Below are 17017 nucleotides of genomic sequence, written 5' to 3'. Positions count from 1 at the left end.
CAGGTGCCTGTCGAAGACATGAGGGAAATCCCCTGCCCCGCCATGCGCTATGGTGACGGGGTGATGAAGGTATTGCTGATTGAAGACGACCCGGCGATGCAGGCCACCCTGCAGCGCACGCTGGAGCGCCGTGGCATGCAGGTGGTGTGCTGCGGGGATGGTGGCCGCGCGCTTGATCGCTGGCAGGCCACCCTGCCCGACATCGTGCTGCTCGACCTCAGCCTGCCCGGCCGCGACGGACTGCAGGTGCTGGAGGACGCGCGTGCCGCCGGGCTGGTCACGCCGGTGATGATCCTCACCGCACGCGGCACGATCGGCGACCGCATCATCGGCCTGAACACCGGCGCCGACGACTACCTGCCCAAGCCGTTTGATCTCGACGAGCTGGAAGCACGGATCCGCGCGATGAGCCGCCGCCTGCCCGCCGCCGCCCTGCGCGAAACCAACCCGCTGCAGACCCGCACACCCAGCTTCTGCGGCCTGCAGGTCGACCCCGAAAGTGGCGCCGTGTACCTGCGTCAGGAGGCAATGGAGCTGGCCCCGCGGGAGGCAGCGATGCTGCGCGCCCTGCTCCAGCGGCCGGGCCATGCAGTGACGAAGGAGCGCCTGTTCGACGCGATCTTTCCGGGCCAGACGGAAGTGCAGCTGGAGGCCGTGGAAGTAGTGGCCTACCGCCTTCGCAAACGCATGACCGGCACGGGCGTGGCCCTGGTCACCTTGCGCGGCCTGGGCTACCTGCTGCGTGCGGACCCGGGTAATCAGGGCAACGGCACAGGCAACGGCGCAGGCAGCGGCAATGACACGCCCGCCGGACCGACCACCGGACGCAGCGCTTGAACATGTGGCGCTGGTCCCGATCGTTTTCGCTGCGCGGCCGGCTGCTGCGGGGCTTGCTGCTGCCGGTCATCGCCGTGGTGGCGCTGAATTCGGCCGTGCTCTACCGTCAGGCCTTGCGAGCCGCCGACACCGCCTACGACCGCACCCTGCTGGCCACGGCCAAGTCGATCGGCGACCTGCTTGAAGTGACCGAGCTGGACGGCAAGACCCGGGTCAAGTCGACGATGTTGTACTCGGCCCTGGAGCCCTTCGAGGCCGACAACCGCAGCCGGCTGTACTACAAGGTCACCGGCTTCGACGGGGAAATGGTGTCGGGCTTCTCGGCGCTGCCGGCCTGGAAGGGCAAGCTGCCTTTGCGCGGCCCCTACGCTGCGCTGGTTGATTTCTACGACGCCGAGTACCAGGGCCAGCCCATCCGCATGGCCGTGCTGCTTCAGCCCGTCACCTGGAGCACGGGCCAGGGCATGGCCGTGGTGCAGGTGGCCGAAACCCTGGAGCTGCGCGAAACGCTCGCCCGCAGCCTGCTGATCGACACCATCTGGCGCCAAGCCGGGCTGGTGCTGATCATCGCCGCGGTGGTGGCCTTCGTGGTTCACCGGGCCACCCAACCCGTGCGGCGCATCAGCCACCAGCTGCGCTCACGCGCCGGAGGCGATCTCACCCCGATCGAGGCCGACGACGCGCCGCGCGAATTGCAGCAACTGGTGGCGGCCACCAACGACCTGATGCAGCGCCTGCGGGACCTGCTGGAGCACCAGAAGCGTTTCGTGCGCGACGCCTCGCACCAGCTGCGGACGCCGCTGGCGGTGCTGAAGGTGCAGGTGCAGTCGGCCCGCCGAGGTGATCTTGATGCGCCGTCCGCGCTGGCCGAGATCGATGAAACCGTGACCCGCGCTGCCACGCTGGCCAACCAGATGCTGGCGCTCGCCAAGGTCGACCAGATGCGCCAGCAAGACGACGCGCCGGTGCAGGACTGGGCCGAAGTTGCCCGCGCGATTGCGCTGGATGTGTCGCCGCTGATTGCCGATGCCGGCATCGATTTCGGCATCGACACCACCCCCGCTCCGGTGCGCAGCCACGACTGGGCGCTGCGGGAGCTGACCCGCAACCTGCTGCACAACGCGATCAAGCATTGCCCGCCCGGCAGCCGGCTGGATGTGCAGCTGGTGAACGATGGCCGATGGGCCGCGCTGACCATCAGCGACAGCGGACCGGGCATCGGCCAGGACCAGCGCGCCCGGCTGTTCCAGCCCTTCGCCGCCGGCGATTTGCGCAGCGGCTCGGGGCTGGGCCTGGCCATCTGCCACGACATCGTGATCCTGCTCGGCGGCCAGATCGAGCTGAACAACCGCGTGCAACAGGGCCGGATCGAGGGCCTGGACGCCGTGGTGCGCCTGCCGTTGACGGACAATCAGGCGCTGTGAACGAACCGAAACTCTGCGCCCACCCGGTCCGCCTGGACAAATGGCTCTGGGCCGCCCGATTTTTCAAGACCCGCGCCCTGGCGGTGGATGCCATCGGCAAGAACCGGGTGGAAGTGAACGGCCAGCCCGCCAAGCCGTCGAAAGACGTGCGCCTGGGCGACGAGCTCACGCTGCGTGAGCCCGGCATGCCGCCGCGCATCATCGAGGTGCTGGGCTTGAGCGAACTGCGTGGCCCGGCGCCGATCGCCCAGCAGCTCTACACCGACACCGCCGCCAGCCTGGCTGCCCGCGAACAAGCCAGAGAAGCACGGCGCCAGGGCGTTGAGCCCGCCCAGGCCATCGAGCACGGCCGCCCGACCAAGCGAGACCGGCGCCAGCTGGCCGATTGGCAGCGCTGGAGCGCCAGCGCCGACGAGTGATCGCGGCCGTTCGGCCAAATGCAGCTCTGCCCGCAACCCGGCCTGCGCCAAAAATTTTTCAAAAGGCCCTCTTGAATGTACGGGAACGATCCCCAGTTCCCGTGCATGCCGGCGTTTTGATCGCCTGACAAACACACCTGATTCACATGAGCCAGAACGACCCCACCCTCGACACCACGCCCGCCACCGACGCCGAAGGCCAGGCTGCGCCGGCTGCCGTTGCTGCTGAACCGACCCTGGAAGCCCGCGTGGCGGAGCTGGAAGCGAAGCTGGCTGAAGCCGGTGATGCCTTCCTGCGCGCCAAGGCCGAAGGCGAGAACATCCGCCGCCGCGCCGAAGACGAAATCAGCAAGGCCCGCAAGTTCGCGGTTGAATCTTTCGCCGACAGCATGCTGCCGGTGAAGGACAGCCTCGAAGCCGCCATCGCGATGCCCGACGCGCCGCTGGACAAGGTGCTGGAAGGCGTGCATGCCACGCTGCGCCAGCTGGCCCAGGCGCTGGAGCGCAACAAGGTGCTCGACATCAACCCGCCGGTGGGCACCAAGTTCGACCCGCATCAACACCAGGCCATCAGCATGGTGCCGGCTGACCAGGACGCCAACACCGTCGTGGCCGTGCTGCAAAAGGGTTACCTGATCGCCGACCGCGTGCTGCGTCCGGCCCTGGTGACGGTGGCCGCCCCGAAATAAGACCTGTGCATCAAGGGCTCTGGCCCTTGAAACACCCTCAAACATCCACATTTTCCGATCAACGGAACTTCCCTTCAGGAGAAAAGAACATGGGCAAGATCATTGGTATTGACCTGGGCACCACGAACTCGTGCGTGGCCATCATGGAAGGCAACTCGACCAAGGTGATCGAGAACGCCGAGGGCGCCCGCACGACCCCGTCGATCATCGCTTACCAGGAAGACGGCGAAGTGCTGGTCGGCGCCTCGGCCAAGCGGCAGGCCGTGACCAACCCGCGCAACACGCTGTACGCGGTGAAGCGCCTGATCGGCCGCAAGCTCACCGAGAAGGAAGTGCAGAAGGACATCAACCTGATGCCCTACACCATTGCCGCCGCTGACAACGGCGACGCCTGGGTGGAAGTGCGCGGCAAGAAGCTGGCGCCCCCGCAGGTCTCGGCTGAAGTGCTGCGCAAGATGAAGAAGACCGCCGAGGACTACCTCGGTGAAGAAGTGACCGAAGCCGTGATCACGGTGCCGGCCTACTTCAATGACGCCCAGCGTCAGGCCACCAAGGACGCCGGCCGCATCGCAGGCCTGGACGTCAAGCGCATCATCAACGAGCCGACCGCTGCAGCCCTGGCCTTCGGCCTGGACAAGCACGGCAAGGGTGATCGCAAGATCGCCGTGTATGACCTGGGCGGCGGCACGTTCGACGTCTCGATCATCGAAATCGCCGACGTGGACGGCGAGATGCAGTTCGAAGTGCTGTCGACCAACGGTGACACCTTCCTGGGCGGCGAAGACTTCGACCAGCGCATCATCGACTACATCATTGCCGAGTTCAAGAAGGAACAAGGCGTTGATCTGACCAAGGACGTGCTGGCTCTGCAGCGTCTGAAGGAAGCCGCTGAAAAGGCCAAGATCGAGCTGTCGTCCTCGTCGGCCACCGACGTGAACCTGCCCTACATCACGGCAGATGCCACCGGCCCGAAGCACCTGAACATCAAGCTGTCGCGCGCCAAGCTGGAAGCCCTGGTGGAAGAGCTGATCGAGCGCACCATCGCTCCTTGCGCCACCGCCATCAAGGATGCTGGCGTGAAGGTGTCGGACATTGACGACGTGATCCTGGTCGGCGGCATGTCGCGCATGCCCAAGGTGCAGGACAAGGTCAAGGAGTTCTTCGGCAAGGAGCCGCGCAAGGACGTCAACCCTGACGAAGCCGTCGCCGTGGGCGCCGCCATTCAAGGCCAGGTGCTGGGCGGCGACCGCAAGGACGTGCTGCTGCTGGACGTCACCCCGCTGAGCCTGGGCATCGAGACCCTGGGCGGCGTGATGACCAAGATGATCAAGAAGAACACCACCATCCCGACCAAGTTCGCACAGGTGTTCTCGACGGCCGACGACAACCAGCCGGCCGTGACCATCAAGGTGTACCAGGGCGAGCGTGAGCTGGCCGCGGGCAACAAGAGCCTGGGTGAGTTCAACCTGGAAGGCATTGCCCCCGCACCGCGTGGCCTGCCGCAGATCGAGGTGAGCTTCGACATCGACGCCAACGGCATCCTGCACGTCGGCGCCAAGGACAAGGCCACCGGCAAGGAAAACAAGATCACCATCAAGGCCAACTCGGGTCTGTCGGAAGACGAGATCCAGAAGATGGTGAAGGACGCCGAGCTGAACGCTGCGGAAGACGCCAAGAAGCTGGAGCTGGTGCAGGCCCGCAACCAGGCTGACGGCATGATCCACTCGGTCAAGAAGAGCCTGGCTGAGCATGGTGACAAGCTCGAAGCCAGCGAGAAGGAAGCCATCGAAGCCGCCCTGAAGGACGCTGAGGAAGCGCTGAAGGGCGAGGACAAGGCGGCCATCGACGCCAAGACCGAAGCCCTGATGACCGCCAGCCAGAAGCTGGGCGAGAAGGTCTATGCCGAACAGCAGGCTGCACAAGCCGCTGCCGGCGCGTCGGCAGGTGCTGAAGCCGGTGCCGGTGCAGAATCGGCCAAGCCGGCTGACGACAACGTGGTTGACGCCGAGTTCAAGGAAGTCAAGAAGTGATCTGCCGATATCCCGGCGTGCGCTCCGGCGCCGCCGCGATATCTCGCCGCGTTCGAGGTGCCAGGCCTGCCCTGACCCTCCACGCGGCGGTTTTGTTTCACGAGTTCGAGACCTGCAATGGCAAAGCGTGACTTTTACGAGATCCTGGGTGTGGCCAAGACCGCAACCGAGGAAGAGATCAAGAAGGCCTATCGCAAGCTGGCCATGAAGTTCCACCCTGACCGCAATCAGGGTGAGGGCGCCAAGGAAGCCGAAGAGAAGTTCAAGGAGGCCAAGGAGGCCTACGAGATGCTCTCGGACGGCCAGAAACGTGCCGCCTACGACCAGTATGGCCATGCCGGCGTTGACCCGAACATGGGTGGCGGACGCGGCGGCCCGGGCGGCGAAGGCTTCGGCGGCGGCTTTGCCGAGGCCTTCGGCGACATCTTCGGCGACATCTTCGGTGGCCAGGGTGGCGGCGGACGTCGTGGTGGTGGCCAGCAGGTGTACCGCGGCAACGACCTCAGCTATGCGATGGAAATCACGCTGGAGGAAGCGGCCTTCGGCAAAGACAGCCAGATCCGCATCCCGAGCTGGGACAACTGCGATACCTGTGGCGGCACGGGTGCCAAGCCCGGCACCAAAGCCAAGACCTGCGGCACCTGCAATGGCGCCGGCACGGTGCACATGCGCCAGGGCTTCTTCAGCGTGCAGCAGACCTGCCCGCACTGCCAGGGCACCGGCAAGATCATTCCAGAGCCCTGCACCAGCTGCAACGGCGCCGGCAAGATCAAGCGCCAGAAGACCCTGGAGGTGAAGATCCCGGCCGGCATCAACGAAGGCATGCGCATTCGTTCAGCCGGCAATGGCGAGCCCGGCACGAATGGCGGCCCGGCGGGTGACCTCTACATCGAGATCCGGATCAAGCAGCACGACATCTTCGAGCGTGACGGCGACGACCTGCACTGCACCGTGCCGATCGGCTTGACCACGGCTGCGCTCGGTGGCGCCATCGAGGTGCCGACGCTGAACAGCAAGGTCGAGATCGAGCTGCCCGACGGCACCCAGCACGGCAAGACCTTCCGCCTGCGCGGCAAGGGCATCAAGGGCATCCGCTCGTCCTACCCGGGCGATCTGTACTGCCACGTGACGGTGGAAACGCCGGTCAAGCTCACCGAACACCAGCGCAAGCTGATGAAGGAGCTGGATGAATCCTTCCGCAAGGGCGGCGAAAAGCATTCACCGAATGCCAAGAGCTGGACCGACCGGGTGAAGGATTTGTTCAAGTAATTCAGCCCCCCAGGCTGACAGGGCCCGCGCGGACACCGTCCTCGCGGGCCCTTTTCATTGCTGGGCACAGGCCGTGTGCTCAAGTCTGGTGCGCTGTGGACGAAAACCCGACATGTACTCTCACTGCCGGACGTTGACTATCACTAGCCAGCCCTGCTGAAACCGCCATGGCCACCTTGCCCAATTTTGCGACGCTGACCGCGCTGATCATCGATGACATGTCGGTGCAGCAAACCACGCTGCGCGGGCAATTGAGCTCGCTCGGCATCGGCAAGGTGGATGCGTCGACCACCGCTGAGGACGCGATCCGGATGATCCGCAGCAGGCCCTACAACCTGATCCTCTGCGACTACAACCTGAACGCCCGCACGGACGGCCAGCAGCTGCTGGAGCACCTGCGCGACCAGAACCTGCTGGCGGCCGACGCCCTGTTCTTCATGGTCACGGCCGAAGGCGCCTATGCCTCGGTGGCCGCCGCCAACGAGCACAAGCCCGACGCCTACCTGCTCAAGCCGATCACCGCCACCGACATCGGTGAGCGCCTGCGCAGCCAGCTGGAGCGCCGCCAGGCCCTGCTGCCGATCCTCGCCAAGCTGCAGAAGAAGGACTGGGCCGGTGCCGTGGCCTGCTGCGACGAGCTCATCGCCCGGCGCGACCGCTGGCTGATGCAGGCCCTGCAGTACAAGGGCCAGACCCTGCTGCAGATGGGCCGCCATGAAGATGCCAAGACCTGCTTCTACGCGGCCCTGGACGAGCGCCCCGATCTGGTGTGGGCGCGCCTGGGCCTGGCGCGGGCCCACAAGGCCGCCGGCAAATTTGCCGACGCCCGCCAGATCGCGACGGAACTGATCGAATCGCCGGAAGGTGACAAGCTCGTGGCCGCCTATGACGTGATCGCTGAATCCATGGAGGCCGAAGGCGACGCTCACGGCGCCATGTGGGTGCTGCGCGATGCCGCCACGGTGGTGCCATCGGCTCGACGCCACCGCCTGCTGGGCGAAAGCGCCTACCGCAATGGCGATCTGGAAACGGCCAAGGACAGCTTCCAGAAGGTCACCAAGCTGACCAAGTCGTCGATCACGGCGCAGACCCAGGACATGCTGTGGCTGGGCCAGACGCTGGTCGACCGGGGCGAATACAACGAAGCCGTCAATTTGATGAATGACGGCGTCAAGCTGAACCGCCAGGACCCGGCCTTCGAGGCGGTGTCACTGGCCATCAAGGCACAGGCACAACTGCGTGGCGGCCAGGAACAAGCCGCAAAGGCGACGCTGGAGCGTGCCCGCAGTGGCTTGCGCAAAGCCAAGGCCGACTTCGGCACCGTGGCGCTCGCCAAGGCCGAGTTGCTCGACGGCAATGAAGCAGCCGGCCTGGCCCTGATGGAACAAGCCATCAGCGCCGACCATGAGAACACCCGTTTGCAGCAACTGATCGGCAATGCGCTGCGGGACACCGGGCACGAAGACAAGGTGCAGTCGCTGATTGAGGCCGCGGCCGCCGGGCTGGAAACACGCGTCAAGGAAGCCAAGAGCCTGTTCCGCGACAGCAAGATCGACGAAGCCCTCTCGGCCATTGAATCAGCGGTGGCCGACTACCCTGAAAACACCGGTGTGCTGCTGCAGGCGGCCCAGATGAACTGCCTGTCGCTGCGCCTGAAGAAGCAACTGAATTCAGCGGTGGTGGAGCGCGTGCGGCTGTACCTGGCGCGTCTCGAAACCCTGATGCCCGCCAACGACCGCGTGACCCAGATGCAGCGCTATTACCGCGACACCGTGGCCACCTTGAACGCAGAGAACAAGGCTGCAGGTCTGGCCGCCTGAGCGCTGACCTGAACGCCCGGCCGCACCCCATGAACCCGACCCTCACGGCGCTGGTGCTGCATGACCTGAAGAATGCGCTGGGCAGCCTGGAAGAGCAGCTCAGCCGCCTGCGTGTGTTGCCCAATGCCGAGGATGCCGGCACGGCCCATCACCAGTGTCAGGAGTTGCGCCTGCGCTTCGTCCAATGGCTGACCGTGGAAGCGGGCGAGCTGAACGACGCCCAGGGGCTGCCGGTGTGGTGCGAGGACGAGTCGCCCGAGGAATTGCTGCAAGCCGCAGCTGACCGCGCCAAGGCGATGCGCCCGGACCTGCCAGCGCCGCTGGTGCACCACGACGCCGGTCCGATACCAGCCTGCTGGTACTTCGACCGCCGGCTGGTCAGCATGGCGCTGGATGCAGCCATTCACAACGCGCAGCGCTTCGCCCGGAAACAAGTGTGGCTGCGCAGCTGGAGCGACGCCGGCGCCCTGCACCTGGCGGTTGACGATGACGGCCCCGGTCTGCAGGAGAGCAACGGGCAGAGCACCGGCCTGGGGCTGACGCTGTGTGCCTCCGTGGCCAAGGCCCATCGCCGCGGCCAACGCACCGGCACGGCCACTGCCCAGACCAGGCCCGAAGGCGGCACACGCTTTGAATTGACGCTGCCCTGAACTGGCGCCTCAGAAGAGGCTGGCCTGCTGCGGCGCGCCCGTATCAGAGGCGGTTGCGGCCGTTCCAGCTCGCATCGGCGGCTGAAATTGCCCGAGGTCCAGCTCGACACGCTGGCGCACCAAGCCAAACCGCGCCGCGGCCTTTCTGAACCGCTGGCGAATCAGATCCGCCCAGATCCCCTGCCCGGTCATCCGGCTGCCGAATTGGGCATCGTTGTCCTTGCCGCCCCGCATGTCGCGTACCCGGGCCATCACCCGCCTTGCACGGTCGGGAAAATGCGTTTCCAGCCAGTGCTGGAACAGCGGGTTGACCTCCCAGGGCAACCGCAGCACCACGCAGAACGCCGAGGTGGCACCGGCCTGGGCAGCCGCCTCAAGGATGCGCTCCAGCTCGGGCTCGTTGATGAACGGGATGATGGGCGACACGTTCACCCCCACCGGAATGCCTGCGTCGCTCAAGGTGCGGATGGTGCGCAGCCGACGCTCTGGCGCTGCTGCGCGGGGCTCCAGGATGCGGGCCAGCGCAGGGTCCAGCGTGGTGATCGACACATAGGCTGCCGCCAGTTGCCGCGCGGCCATCGGCGCGAGCAGGTCGATGTCGCGCTCGATGCCCGACGATTTGGTGATCACGGAAAACAGATGGCTGCATTCGCTGAGCACCTCCACCACCGAGCGCGTGATGCGCAACTTGCGCTCCACCGGCTGGTAGGCATCGGTGATCGAACCCACGTTCAGCAGGGCCGGCTGATAGCCACGGCGGGAGAACGCCACACGCAGCTGTTCGGCCGCATTCACCTTGGCGACGATGCGGGTCTCGAAATCCAGCCCGGGCGACAGGTTGAGGTAGCTGTGGGTGGGCCGTGCGTAGCAATAAATGCAGCCATGCTCACAGCCGCGATACGGATTCACCGACAGATCAAAGCTGATGTCCGGTGAATCGTTGCTGCTCAGGATGCGCTTGACGCGCTCCTCGATGATCTGGGTGGGCTGCCCCGCAGGCTGCTCATCGACGGCTTGCTCGAGCGAGCCCCAGCCGTCGTCAATGGCCTCACGCTGATCAAGCGCGAAGCGCGTCGCGATCGCCCAACCGGTTCCCCTGCCTCTGAGCATGGGCGGCTGCGGCAGGGTCGCCGCGCAAGGTGGTTCAGGGTGGTCATCAACAGGCATACTGTATTTTCATACAGCACACCTGTGGAGGCAAGATCAGTATTCGCTGCCGTACGAGACGTCGGGAGCGAGGTTGTCGAACCGGGTCTGCTGCTTCAGGAACGCGAGGTGCAATGAGCCGACCGGGCCGTTACGCTGCTTGCCGATGATGATTTCCGCGGTGCCCGGCACCTTGGAATCTTCGCGGTTGTAGTAGTCGTCGCGGTAGATGAACATGATCACGTCCGCATCCTGCTCGATGGCGCCCGACTCCCGCAGGTCAGACATCATTGGCCGCTTGTCGGTACGGGTTTCAACCGACCGGTTCAACTGCGACAAGGCAATCACCGGGCAGTTCAACTCCTTGGCCAGCGCTTTCAGGCCCCGGGAAATTTCCGAAATCTCGGTCGCCCGGTTTTCGCCGCTGCTGGAATTGCTGCCGCTCATCAGCTGCAGGTAGTCGATGACGATCAGGCCGAGCTTGCCGCATTGGCGGGCCTGGCGCCGCGCCCGGGCGCGCAACTCGGCCGGGTTCAAGGCAGGGGTTTCATCGATGAAGATCGACGACTTCGACAGCTTGTCGACGGCCTCGGTCAGGCGGCCCCAGTCTTCATCGCGCAGGCGGCCGGTACGCAGGCCGGACTGGTCAATCCGCCCCAGTGAACCCACCAGACGAAGCGCCAGCTGCGCCGCGCCCATTTCCATGGAGAACACCACCACGGGCAGGCCTTCGGCCACGGCGACGTTCTCGGCAATGTTCAACGCGAAGGCGGTTTTGCCCATCGACGGCCGCGCTGCCAGGATGATGAGGTCACCGCCCTGCAAGCCGGCGGTCATGCGGTCAAGCTCGAAGAAGCCGGTGCGCACACCCGTGACGTCTTCAGCGCCGTTTTCAGCCAGCTCGGTCACCCGGTCGATCAGCTGCATCACCAGGTTGTCCATGCTCTGGAAACCCTGCTTGGTGCGCTGCCCTTCTTCGCCAATCTTGAAGATCTTGCCTTCGGCTTCGTCCAGGATCTGCGTGACCTGCTTGCCCAGCGGATTGAAGGCCTGCGTCGCGATCTCGTCGCTTGCGGCAATCAGCTTGCGCAGGATGGCGCGCTCGCGAACGATCTCGGCATAGCGGCGAAGGTTGGCCGCGCTAGGCACGCTCTGCGCCAGGCCGTTGAGGTAACCCAGACCACCGCACTCTTCGGCCTTGCCCAGCATCTGCAACTGCTCGAACACCGTGATGACGTCGGCCGGCTTGCTGGCGCTGATCAGCGCGCCAATGGCGGCGAAGATCGTCTTGTGCTCGTAGCGGTAGAAGTCGTCGTCCTTGAGCACATCGGCGGCCCGGTCCCACGCGCCGTTGTCGAGCATCAAGCCGCCCAGCACGCTTTGCTCGGCCTCGACGGAATGCGGCGGCACGCGCAGCTTCGCGATTTCGGGGTCACGCGGGGCGGACTGCGGGTCGAAGGAATCGAAGATCGTGGACATCGTCAGATGATACGTTCAGGCCTGAGGGGGCGCTGTGGACAAAGCTGTGGACAGCCTGGGGAACTTCAGTGCAGAAGTAGACGCAGCAGGTGCTGCGGAAGTTGGCCCCGGAAATGAAAAAGGGCCGGTTCGAAAACCGGCCCCTTCAAACGTGCGGTGAACCGCCGTCAGGATCACTCGACAGCAGCGATGACCTTGACGGTGATTTCAACCACCACGTCGGTGTGAGCAGCGACGCTCACCGGGTGTTCGCCAACAGCCTTCAGCGGGCCATTCGGCATGCGCACTTGCGCCTTGGCGATCTGGAAGCCAGCCTTGACCAGGCCTTCGGCCACGTCATGGTTGGTGACCGAACCGAACAGGCGGCCGTCAACGCCAGCCTTCTGGCTGACAACCACGGTCAGGCCGGTCAGCTTTTCGCCGACAGCTTGAGCAGCGGCCAGCTTCTCGGCGGCAACCTTTTCCAATTCAGCGCGGCGAGCTTCGAATTCCTTGATGGCCGCATCGGTGGCACGACGAGCGCGCTTCGACGGGATCAGGAAATTGCGAGCGTAGCCGTCCTTGACCTTGACGATATCGCCCAGGTTGCCCAGGTTTGCAACCTTGTCCAGCAGGATGATTTGCATGGTGTTGTCTCCTTAGACGCGGTGCTGGTCGCTGTACGGCAGCATGGCCAGGAAGCGCGAACGCTTGATGGCGTTGGTCAGCTGACGCTGGAAGAAAGCGCGGGTGCCGGTCAGGCGGGCCGGCGTGATCTTGCCGTTTTCGCCGATGAAGTCACGCAGCAGGTCCACGTCCTTGTAGTCGATCGACTCGACGCCAGTGACGGTGAAGCGGCAGAACTTCTTGCGACGGAACAGCAGCGATTGCTGGTTGCGCTTGGGACGACGGTCCTTGGAAAAACGGCTCTTTGGAGGGGGCATGATGGCCTCGGTAAATTTCTATCCGGATTGGGAAACAGGTTCGGGTTGGTCAGGCGACTTCAGTGACGTGAAACACGATGCCTTTGCCGTTGCGCGTGGCGGCGAGAAAACCAGCCATTTCGACTGGCACTCCCAGTGCCACGGACTGCAAACGCGAGGTGATTCCCCCGATGCCAACCGCTCTGATTTCCATGGAAACCTTGCGGGGCTGACCGTCTTCACTGACCGTGGATTCATGCATCAGTTGCAGATCCAGGGCCGGTATGCCGGCCGGGGTGTAACGCAGTGCGCTTTTTTCGATCAGCTTGGCAGCAAGAACCAGACGGTTCATGAACAACACCTCGACTGATCAGACAACCCTGTGCGAACTCAGGCGGCAGTGTCCTGCGCAGCCTTGCGAGCTTCTTCCTTTTCAACCGACTTCATCATCACGGACGGGCCGGTCACGGCGGCGTCTTGCTTGACAGTCAGGTGACGCAGCACGGCGTCGTTGAAGCGGAAGCCGGTCTCGAGTTCAGCCAGAACTTCGTTCGAGCACTCGATGTTCAGGCACAGGTAATGTGCCTTCGCGAGCTTCTGGATCATGTAGGCCAGCTGACGGCGGCCCCAGTCTTCCACTCGGGTGACCTTGCCACCACCGGTGGTGACGAGGCTCTTGTAACGCTCCAGCATGGCCGGAACCTGTTCGCTCTGATCCGGATGGATCAGCAGCACGATCTCATAGTGACGCATGAAAACTCCTTTTGGGTTCCATTGGAGGAAGTCGCCCTGCGCGTCAAGGCTGGTACGACAAGGGAAAGCCGATCATCATAGCACAAGGGGCCGGCATGTGCCGGCCCCTTGTATGCGTGAACGGCTGTGGGCCGCTTACTTCTGGCTGGCCAGACGCTTCCAGGTCTCGATCACCGAGTCCGGGTTCAGCGAGATCGACACGATGCCTTCCTGCGCCAGCCAGTCGGCGAAGTCAGGATGGTCGCTCGGGCCTTGGCCGCAGATGCCGACGTACTTGCCCGTGCCGCGGCAGGCCGCGATGGCGCGCGAGATCATCGCCTTGACGGCCGGATCACGCTCGTCGAAGTCATCCGCCAGCTGCTCCAGGCCGGAGTCACGGTCCAGGCCCAGCGTCAGCTGCGTCAGGTCATTCGAGCCGATCGACATGCCGTCGAAATGCTCCAGGAACTGCTCGGCCAGGATGGCGTTGCTCGGCACTTCGCACATCATGATCAGACGCAGGCCGTCTTGCCCGCGCTTCAAGCCACGGTCGGCCAGCAACTCGCCGACGCGCGAGGCCTGGCGAACCGTACGCACGAACGGCACCATGATCTCGACGTTGGTCAGGCCCATGTCGTTGCGCACGCGCTTGAGCGCCTCGCACTCCATGCCGAACGCATCGGTGAACTCGCCGCTGATGTAGCGCGAGGCACCGCGGAAACCCAGCATCGGATTCTCTTCGTCCGGCTCGTAGCGCGAACCACCGATCAGCTTCTTGTACTCGTTCGACTTGAAGTCGGACAGGCGCACGATCACCGGCTTGGGCCAGAAGGCCGCGGCGATGGTGGCCACACCTTCGGCCAGCTTGTCGACGTAGAAGGCACGTGGCGAAGCGTGTCCGCGCGCCACCGATTCAACCGCCTTCTTCAGGTCAGGCTCGACGTTTGGATAGTCGAGGATGGCCTTCGGGTGCACGCCGATGTTGTTGTTGATGATGAATTCCAGGCGGGCCAGGCCCACGCCGGAATTCGGCATCTGCGCGAAGTTGAACGCCAGCTGCGGGTTGCCGACGTTCATCATGATCTTGACCGGGCAGTACGGCAGCTCACCGCGGGCCACTTCGCTGACTTCGGTTTCCAGCAGGCCGTCATAGACGTAGCCGGTGTCACCTTCCGAGCACACCACGGTGACGAGCGCGCCGTCGGCCAGGGTTTCGGTGGCGTCACCGCAGCCCACGACCGCCGGAATGCCCAGCTCGCGGGCGATGATGGCCGCGTGGCAGGTACGACCGCCCCGGTTGGTGACGATGGCGCTGGCGCGCTTCATCACCGGCTCCCAGTTGGGGTCGGTCATGTCGGTGACCAGCACATCACCCGGCTGCACGCGATCCATCTCGGCGATCGAGCTGACCAGACGAACCGGGCCCGTGCCGATCTTCTGGCCGATGGCGCGGCCCTCGGCCAGCACCGTGCTCTGGCCCTTCAGCTTGTAACGGTGCTCGACCTGGCCCTCGGCCTGGCTGCGCACGGTTTCAGGCCGGGCTTGCAGGATGTAGAGCTGACCGTCAACGCCGTCCTTGCCCCACTCGATGTCCATCGGGCGGCCGTAATGCTTTTCGATGATCAGCGCGTAACGGGCCAGCTCGGTCACGTCGGCATCGTTCAGCGAATAGCGGTTGCGCAGCTCCGGCGGCGTATCCACCGTCTTGACCAGCTTGCCGGTGGCCAGGCGCTCTTCGTCGCTGCTGAATTCCATGCGGATCAGCTTCGAGCCCAGGCCGCGGCGGATCACCGCCAGCTTGCCCGCTTCGAGTGCCGGCTTGTGCACGTAGAACTCGTCAGGATTGACGGCGCCCTGCACCACCGTTTCACCCAGGCCGTAGCTGGAGGTGATGAACACCACGTCCTTGAAGCCGGATTCGGTATCGATGGTGAACATCACGCCAGCCGAGCCGACGTCAGAGCGCACCATGCGCTGCACGCCGGCCGACAAGGCCACGTCGGCATGGGCAAAGCCCTTGTGGACGCGGTAGCTGATCGCGCGGTCGTTGTAGAGAGAGGCGAACACCTCCTTCATCTTGTGCAGCACGTCTTCGATGCCGTGCACGTTCAGGAAGGTTTCCTGCTGGCCGGCGAACGAGGCGTCGGGCAGGTCTTCGGCGGTGGCCGACGAGCGCACGGCCCAGCTGGCGTCAGGCGAGCCCGCCACGACACGGTCGAACTCGGCGCGGACGGCCGCTTCGAAGTCAGCCGGAAACGGCGCGTCGATCACCCATTGGCGAATCTGGGCACCGGCTTCGGCCAGCGCGCGCACATCGTCGGTGTCGAGGGCGTCCAGGCGGGCGTTGATCTTCGCGGTCAGGTCGCCGTGGTTGAGGAACTCACGGAAAGCGTGGGCCGTGGTGGCGAAACCACCCGGCACCCGCACGCCGGTGGCGGCGAGCTGGCTGATCATTTCACCGAGGCTGGCGTTTTTACCGCCCACGACCTCGACGTCGGTCATTCTCAGCTGTTCAAACGGTACGACCAGGGCGGTCGCCATGAAGGTTGCAGACATGCGGAAGCTCCTTGATAACAAAAAACTTGTGTCGCCATCCACACGCCCATGGCAGGAGCCCGCACTGCAGTGCGTTGGAGTTCTTGGTAGGAACTGCAGGGGCTCATGACTGTCATCGGTGCCGCCGGTTACAGGCCGGGTACAGCAAAAGGATGCGAGATGACGCCATTCTACGGATGGAATGCCTATCATGGCTGAACCTAGGCTGAAACCTCTTCGTGCATTCATGCCCAACCGCACCGTGTTTTATGTGTCCGACGGCACCGGCATCACCGCCGAAACCTTCGGCAATTCCATCCTCGCTCAGTTCACCGCCAAGCCCCGGCATGTGCGACGCCCCTTCATCGACACGATGGAGAAGGCAGCCCACGTGGTGTCTGAGATCAACGCCACCGGCGAGGCCGAAGGCAAACGCCCGATCGTGTTCATCACGCTGGCCAATGACGATGTCCGGTCGATCCTGACGTCCGATCATTGCAAAGGCATGGTGATGGACATGTTCAAGGCCTTCGTCGAGCCGCTTGAACACGAGTTCGGCATGAAGTCCAACCACCGGGTCGGGCGCTTCTCTGACGCCGCGAAGAGCCAGGAATACAACGACCGCATCGAGGCGATCAATTTTTCGCTGGCGCACGATGACGGGCAATCCGCCAAGAACCTGCAGGCCGCCGACGTGATCCTGGTGGGCGTGAGCCGCAGCGGCAAGACGCCGACCTCGCTCTATCTGGCCATGCAGCACGGCATCAAGGCGGCGAACTATCCGCTGATTCCGGAAGACTTCGAGCGCGACCATCTGCCCTCCTCACTCGCACCGCACAAGCGCAAGTGTTTCGGGCTGACGATCGACCCCGATCGCCTGAGCCAGATCCGCAATGAGCGCCGCCCGGGCAGCAAGTACGCCGCGATCGAGAACTGCCGCTACGAGGTGAACGCCGCCGAGCAGATGATGAAGCGCAGCAGCATCGCGTGGCTGAGTTCGACCCACAAGTCGATCGAGGAAATCGCCACCACGATCCTGCGCGACATCCGCCCGGACCGGCTCATCTACTGAGCCAGAGGGGCGT

16 protein-coding genes are annotated in these 17017 nt (G+C 64.5%); 9 read left to right on the top strand and 7 right to left on the bottom strand.

Annotated elements, in window-relative coordinates:
* Positions 1-63 precede the first annotated feature (63 nt).
* The 8 genes from AACH00_RS06960 to AACH00_RS06925 all read left to right on the top strand — a co-directional run bounded on the left by AACH00_RS06960 (position 64) and on the right by AACH00_RS06925 (position 9138).
* The gene (locus AACH00_RS06960) at positions 64-837 is read left to right on the top strand and encodes a response regulator transcription factor (RefSeq protein ID WP_341398355.1); all 774 of its coding nucleotides are present in this window, start codon (positions 64-66) and stop codon (positions 835-837) included.
* A gap of 2 nt (positions 838-839) precedes the next feature.
* Positions 840-2261: a sensor histidine kinase gene (locus tag AACH00_RS06955; protein WP_341398354.1), complete on the top strand. Its 1422-nt coding sequence runs from the start codon at positions 840-842 to the stop codon at positions 2259-2261.
* Positions 2258-2680: an RNA-binding S4 domain-containing protein gene (locus AACH00_RS06950; protein WP_341398353.1), complete on the top strand. Its 423-nt coding sequence runs from the start codon at positions 2258-2260 to the stop codon at positions 2678-2680. The genes AACH00_RS06955 and AACH00_RS06950 overlap by 4 nt, the downstream gene beginning before the upstream one ends.
* A gap of 146 nt (positions 2681-2826) precedes the next feature.
* Positions 2827-3369: a nucleotide exchange factor GrpE gene (gene grpE, locus AACH00_RS06945; RefSeq protein ID WP_341398352.1), complete on the top strand. Its 543-nt coding sequence runs from the start codon at positions 2827-2829 to the stop codon at positions 3367-3369.
* A gap of 89 nt (positions 3370-3458) precedes the next feature.
* Entirely contained in the window at positions 3459-5399 is a 1941-nt protein-coding gene (dnaK, locus tag AACH00_RS06940) for a molecular chaperone DnaK (RefSeq protein ID WP_341398351.1), read from the top strand.
* Positions 5400-5516: 117 nt separating this feature from the next.
* Complete coding sequence (gene dnaJ, locus AACH00_RS06935) at positions 5517-6668, top strand: molecular chaperone DnaJ (RefSeq protein ID WP_300459119.1); 1152 nt, start codon at positions 5517-5519, stop codon at positions 6666-6668.
* Between the two features lie 167 nt (positions 6669-6835).
* Complete coding sequence (locus AACH00_RS06930) at positions 6836-8488, top strand: response regulator (protein ID WP_341398350.1); 1653 nt, start codon at positions 6836-6838, stop codon at positions 8486-8488.
* A gap of 29 nt (positions 8489-8517) precedes the next feature.
* A complete protein-coding gene (locus AACH00_RS06925; protein WP_341398349.1) occupies positions 8518-9138 on the top strand; it encodes a sensor histidine kinase in 621 nt (206 codons plus the stop codon).
* A gap of 9 nt (positions 9139-9147) precedes the next feature.
* Here the strand turns inward: AACH00_RS06925 and AACH00_RS06920 are convergent, their stop codons facing one another.
* The 7 genes from AACH00_RS06920 to ppsA form a co-directional block, all read right to left on the bottom strand.
* Positions 9148-10248: a PA0069 family radical SAM protein gene (locus AACH00_RS06920; protein ID WP_341398348.1), complete on the bottom strand. Its 1101-nt coding sequence runs from the start codon at positions 10246-10248 to the stop codon at positions 9148-9150.
* A gap of 93 nt (positions 10249-10341) precedes the next feature.
* Complete coding sequence (dnaB, locus tag AACH00_RS06915; RefSeq protein ID WP_341398347.1) at positions 10342-11763, bottom strand: replicative DNA helicase; 1422 nt, start codon at positions 11761-11763, stop codon at positions 10342-10344.
* A 173-nt stretch (positions 11764-11936) separates the two neighbouring features.
* Entirely contained in the window at positions 11937-12389 is a 453-nt protein-coding gene (gene rplI / locus AACH00_RS06910) for a 50S ribosomal protein L9 (RefSeq protein WP_341398346.1), read from the bottom strand.
* A 12-nt stretch (positions 12390-12401) separates the two neighbouring features.
* Positions 12402-12686 carry a 30S ribosomal protein S18 gene (gene rpsR, locus AACH00_RS06905; protein WP_341398345.1) on the bottom strand — a complete coding sequence of 95 codons (285 nt, stop codon included), beginning with the start codon at positions 12684-12686 and terminating at the stop codon, positions 12402-12404.
* A gap of 49 nt (positions 12687-12735) precedes the next feature.
* Positions 12736-13017 carry a primosomal replication protein N gene (gene priB / locus AACH00_RS06900; protein WP_341398344.1) on the bottom strand — a complete coding sequence of 94 codons (282 nt, stop codon included), beginning with the start codon at positions 13015-13017 and terminating at the stop codon, positions 12736-12738.
* 38 nt (positions 13018-13055) lie between these two features.
* On the bottom strand, positions 13056-13418 hold the full coding sequence (rpsF, locus tag AACH00_RS06895) for a 30S ribosomal protein S6 (protein WP_341398343.1): 363 nt from the start codon (positions 13416-13418) through the stop codon (positions 13056-13058).
* Positions 13419-13553: 135 nt separating this feature from the next.
* Positions 13554-15953, bottom strand: coding sequence for a phosphoenolpyruvate synthase (gene ppsA, locus AACH00_RS06890; protein ID WP_341398342.1), 2400 nt, complete (start codon positions 15951-15953; stop codon positions 13554-13556).
* A gap of 226 nt (positions 15954-16179) precedes the next feature.
* Here ppsA and ppsR point away from each other — a divergent pair, with 226 nt between their 5' ends.
* Positions 16180-17004: a posphoenolpyruvate synthetase regulatory kinase/phosphorylase PpsR gene (gene ppsR / locus AACH00_RS06885; protein WP_341398341.1), complete on the top strand. Its 825-nt coding sequence runs from the start codon at positions 16180-16182 to the stop codon at positions 17002-17004.
* The last annotated feature ends 13 nt before the right edge of the window (positions 17005-17017 follow it).

Origin of the sequence: Ideonella margarita, from assembly GCF_038066635.1 — a bacterium.
GTDB lineage: Bacteria > Pseudomonadota > Gammaproteobacteria > Burkholderiales > Burkholderiaceae_C > Ideonella > Ideonella margarita.
Note: the sequence above shows the minus strand (reverse complement) of the source record. Positions and strands in the feature narration are given on the sequence as shown.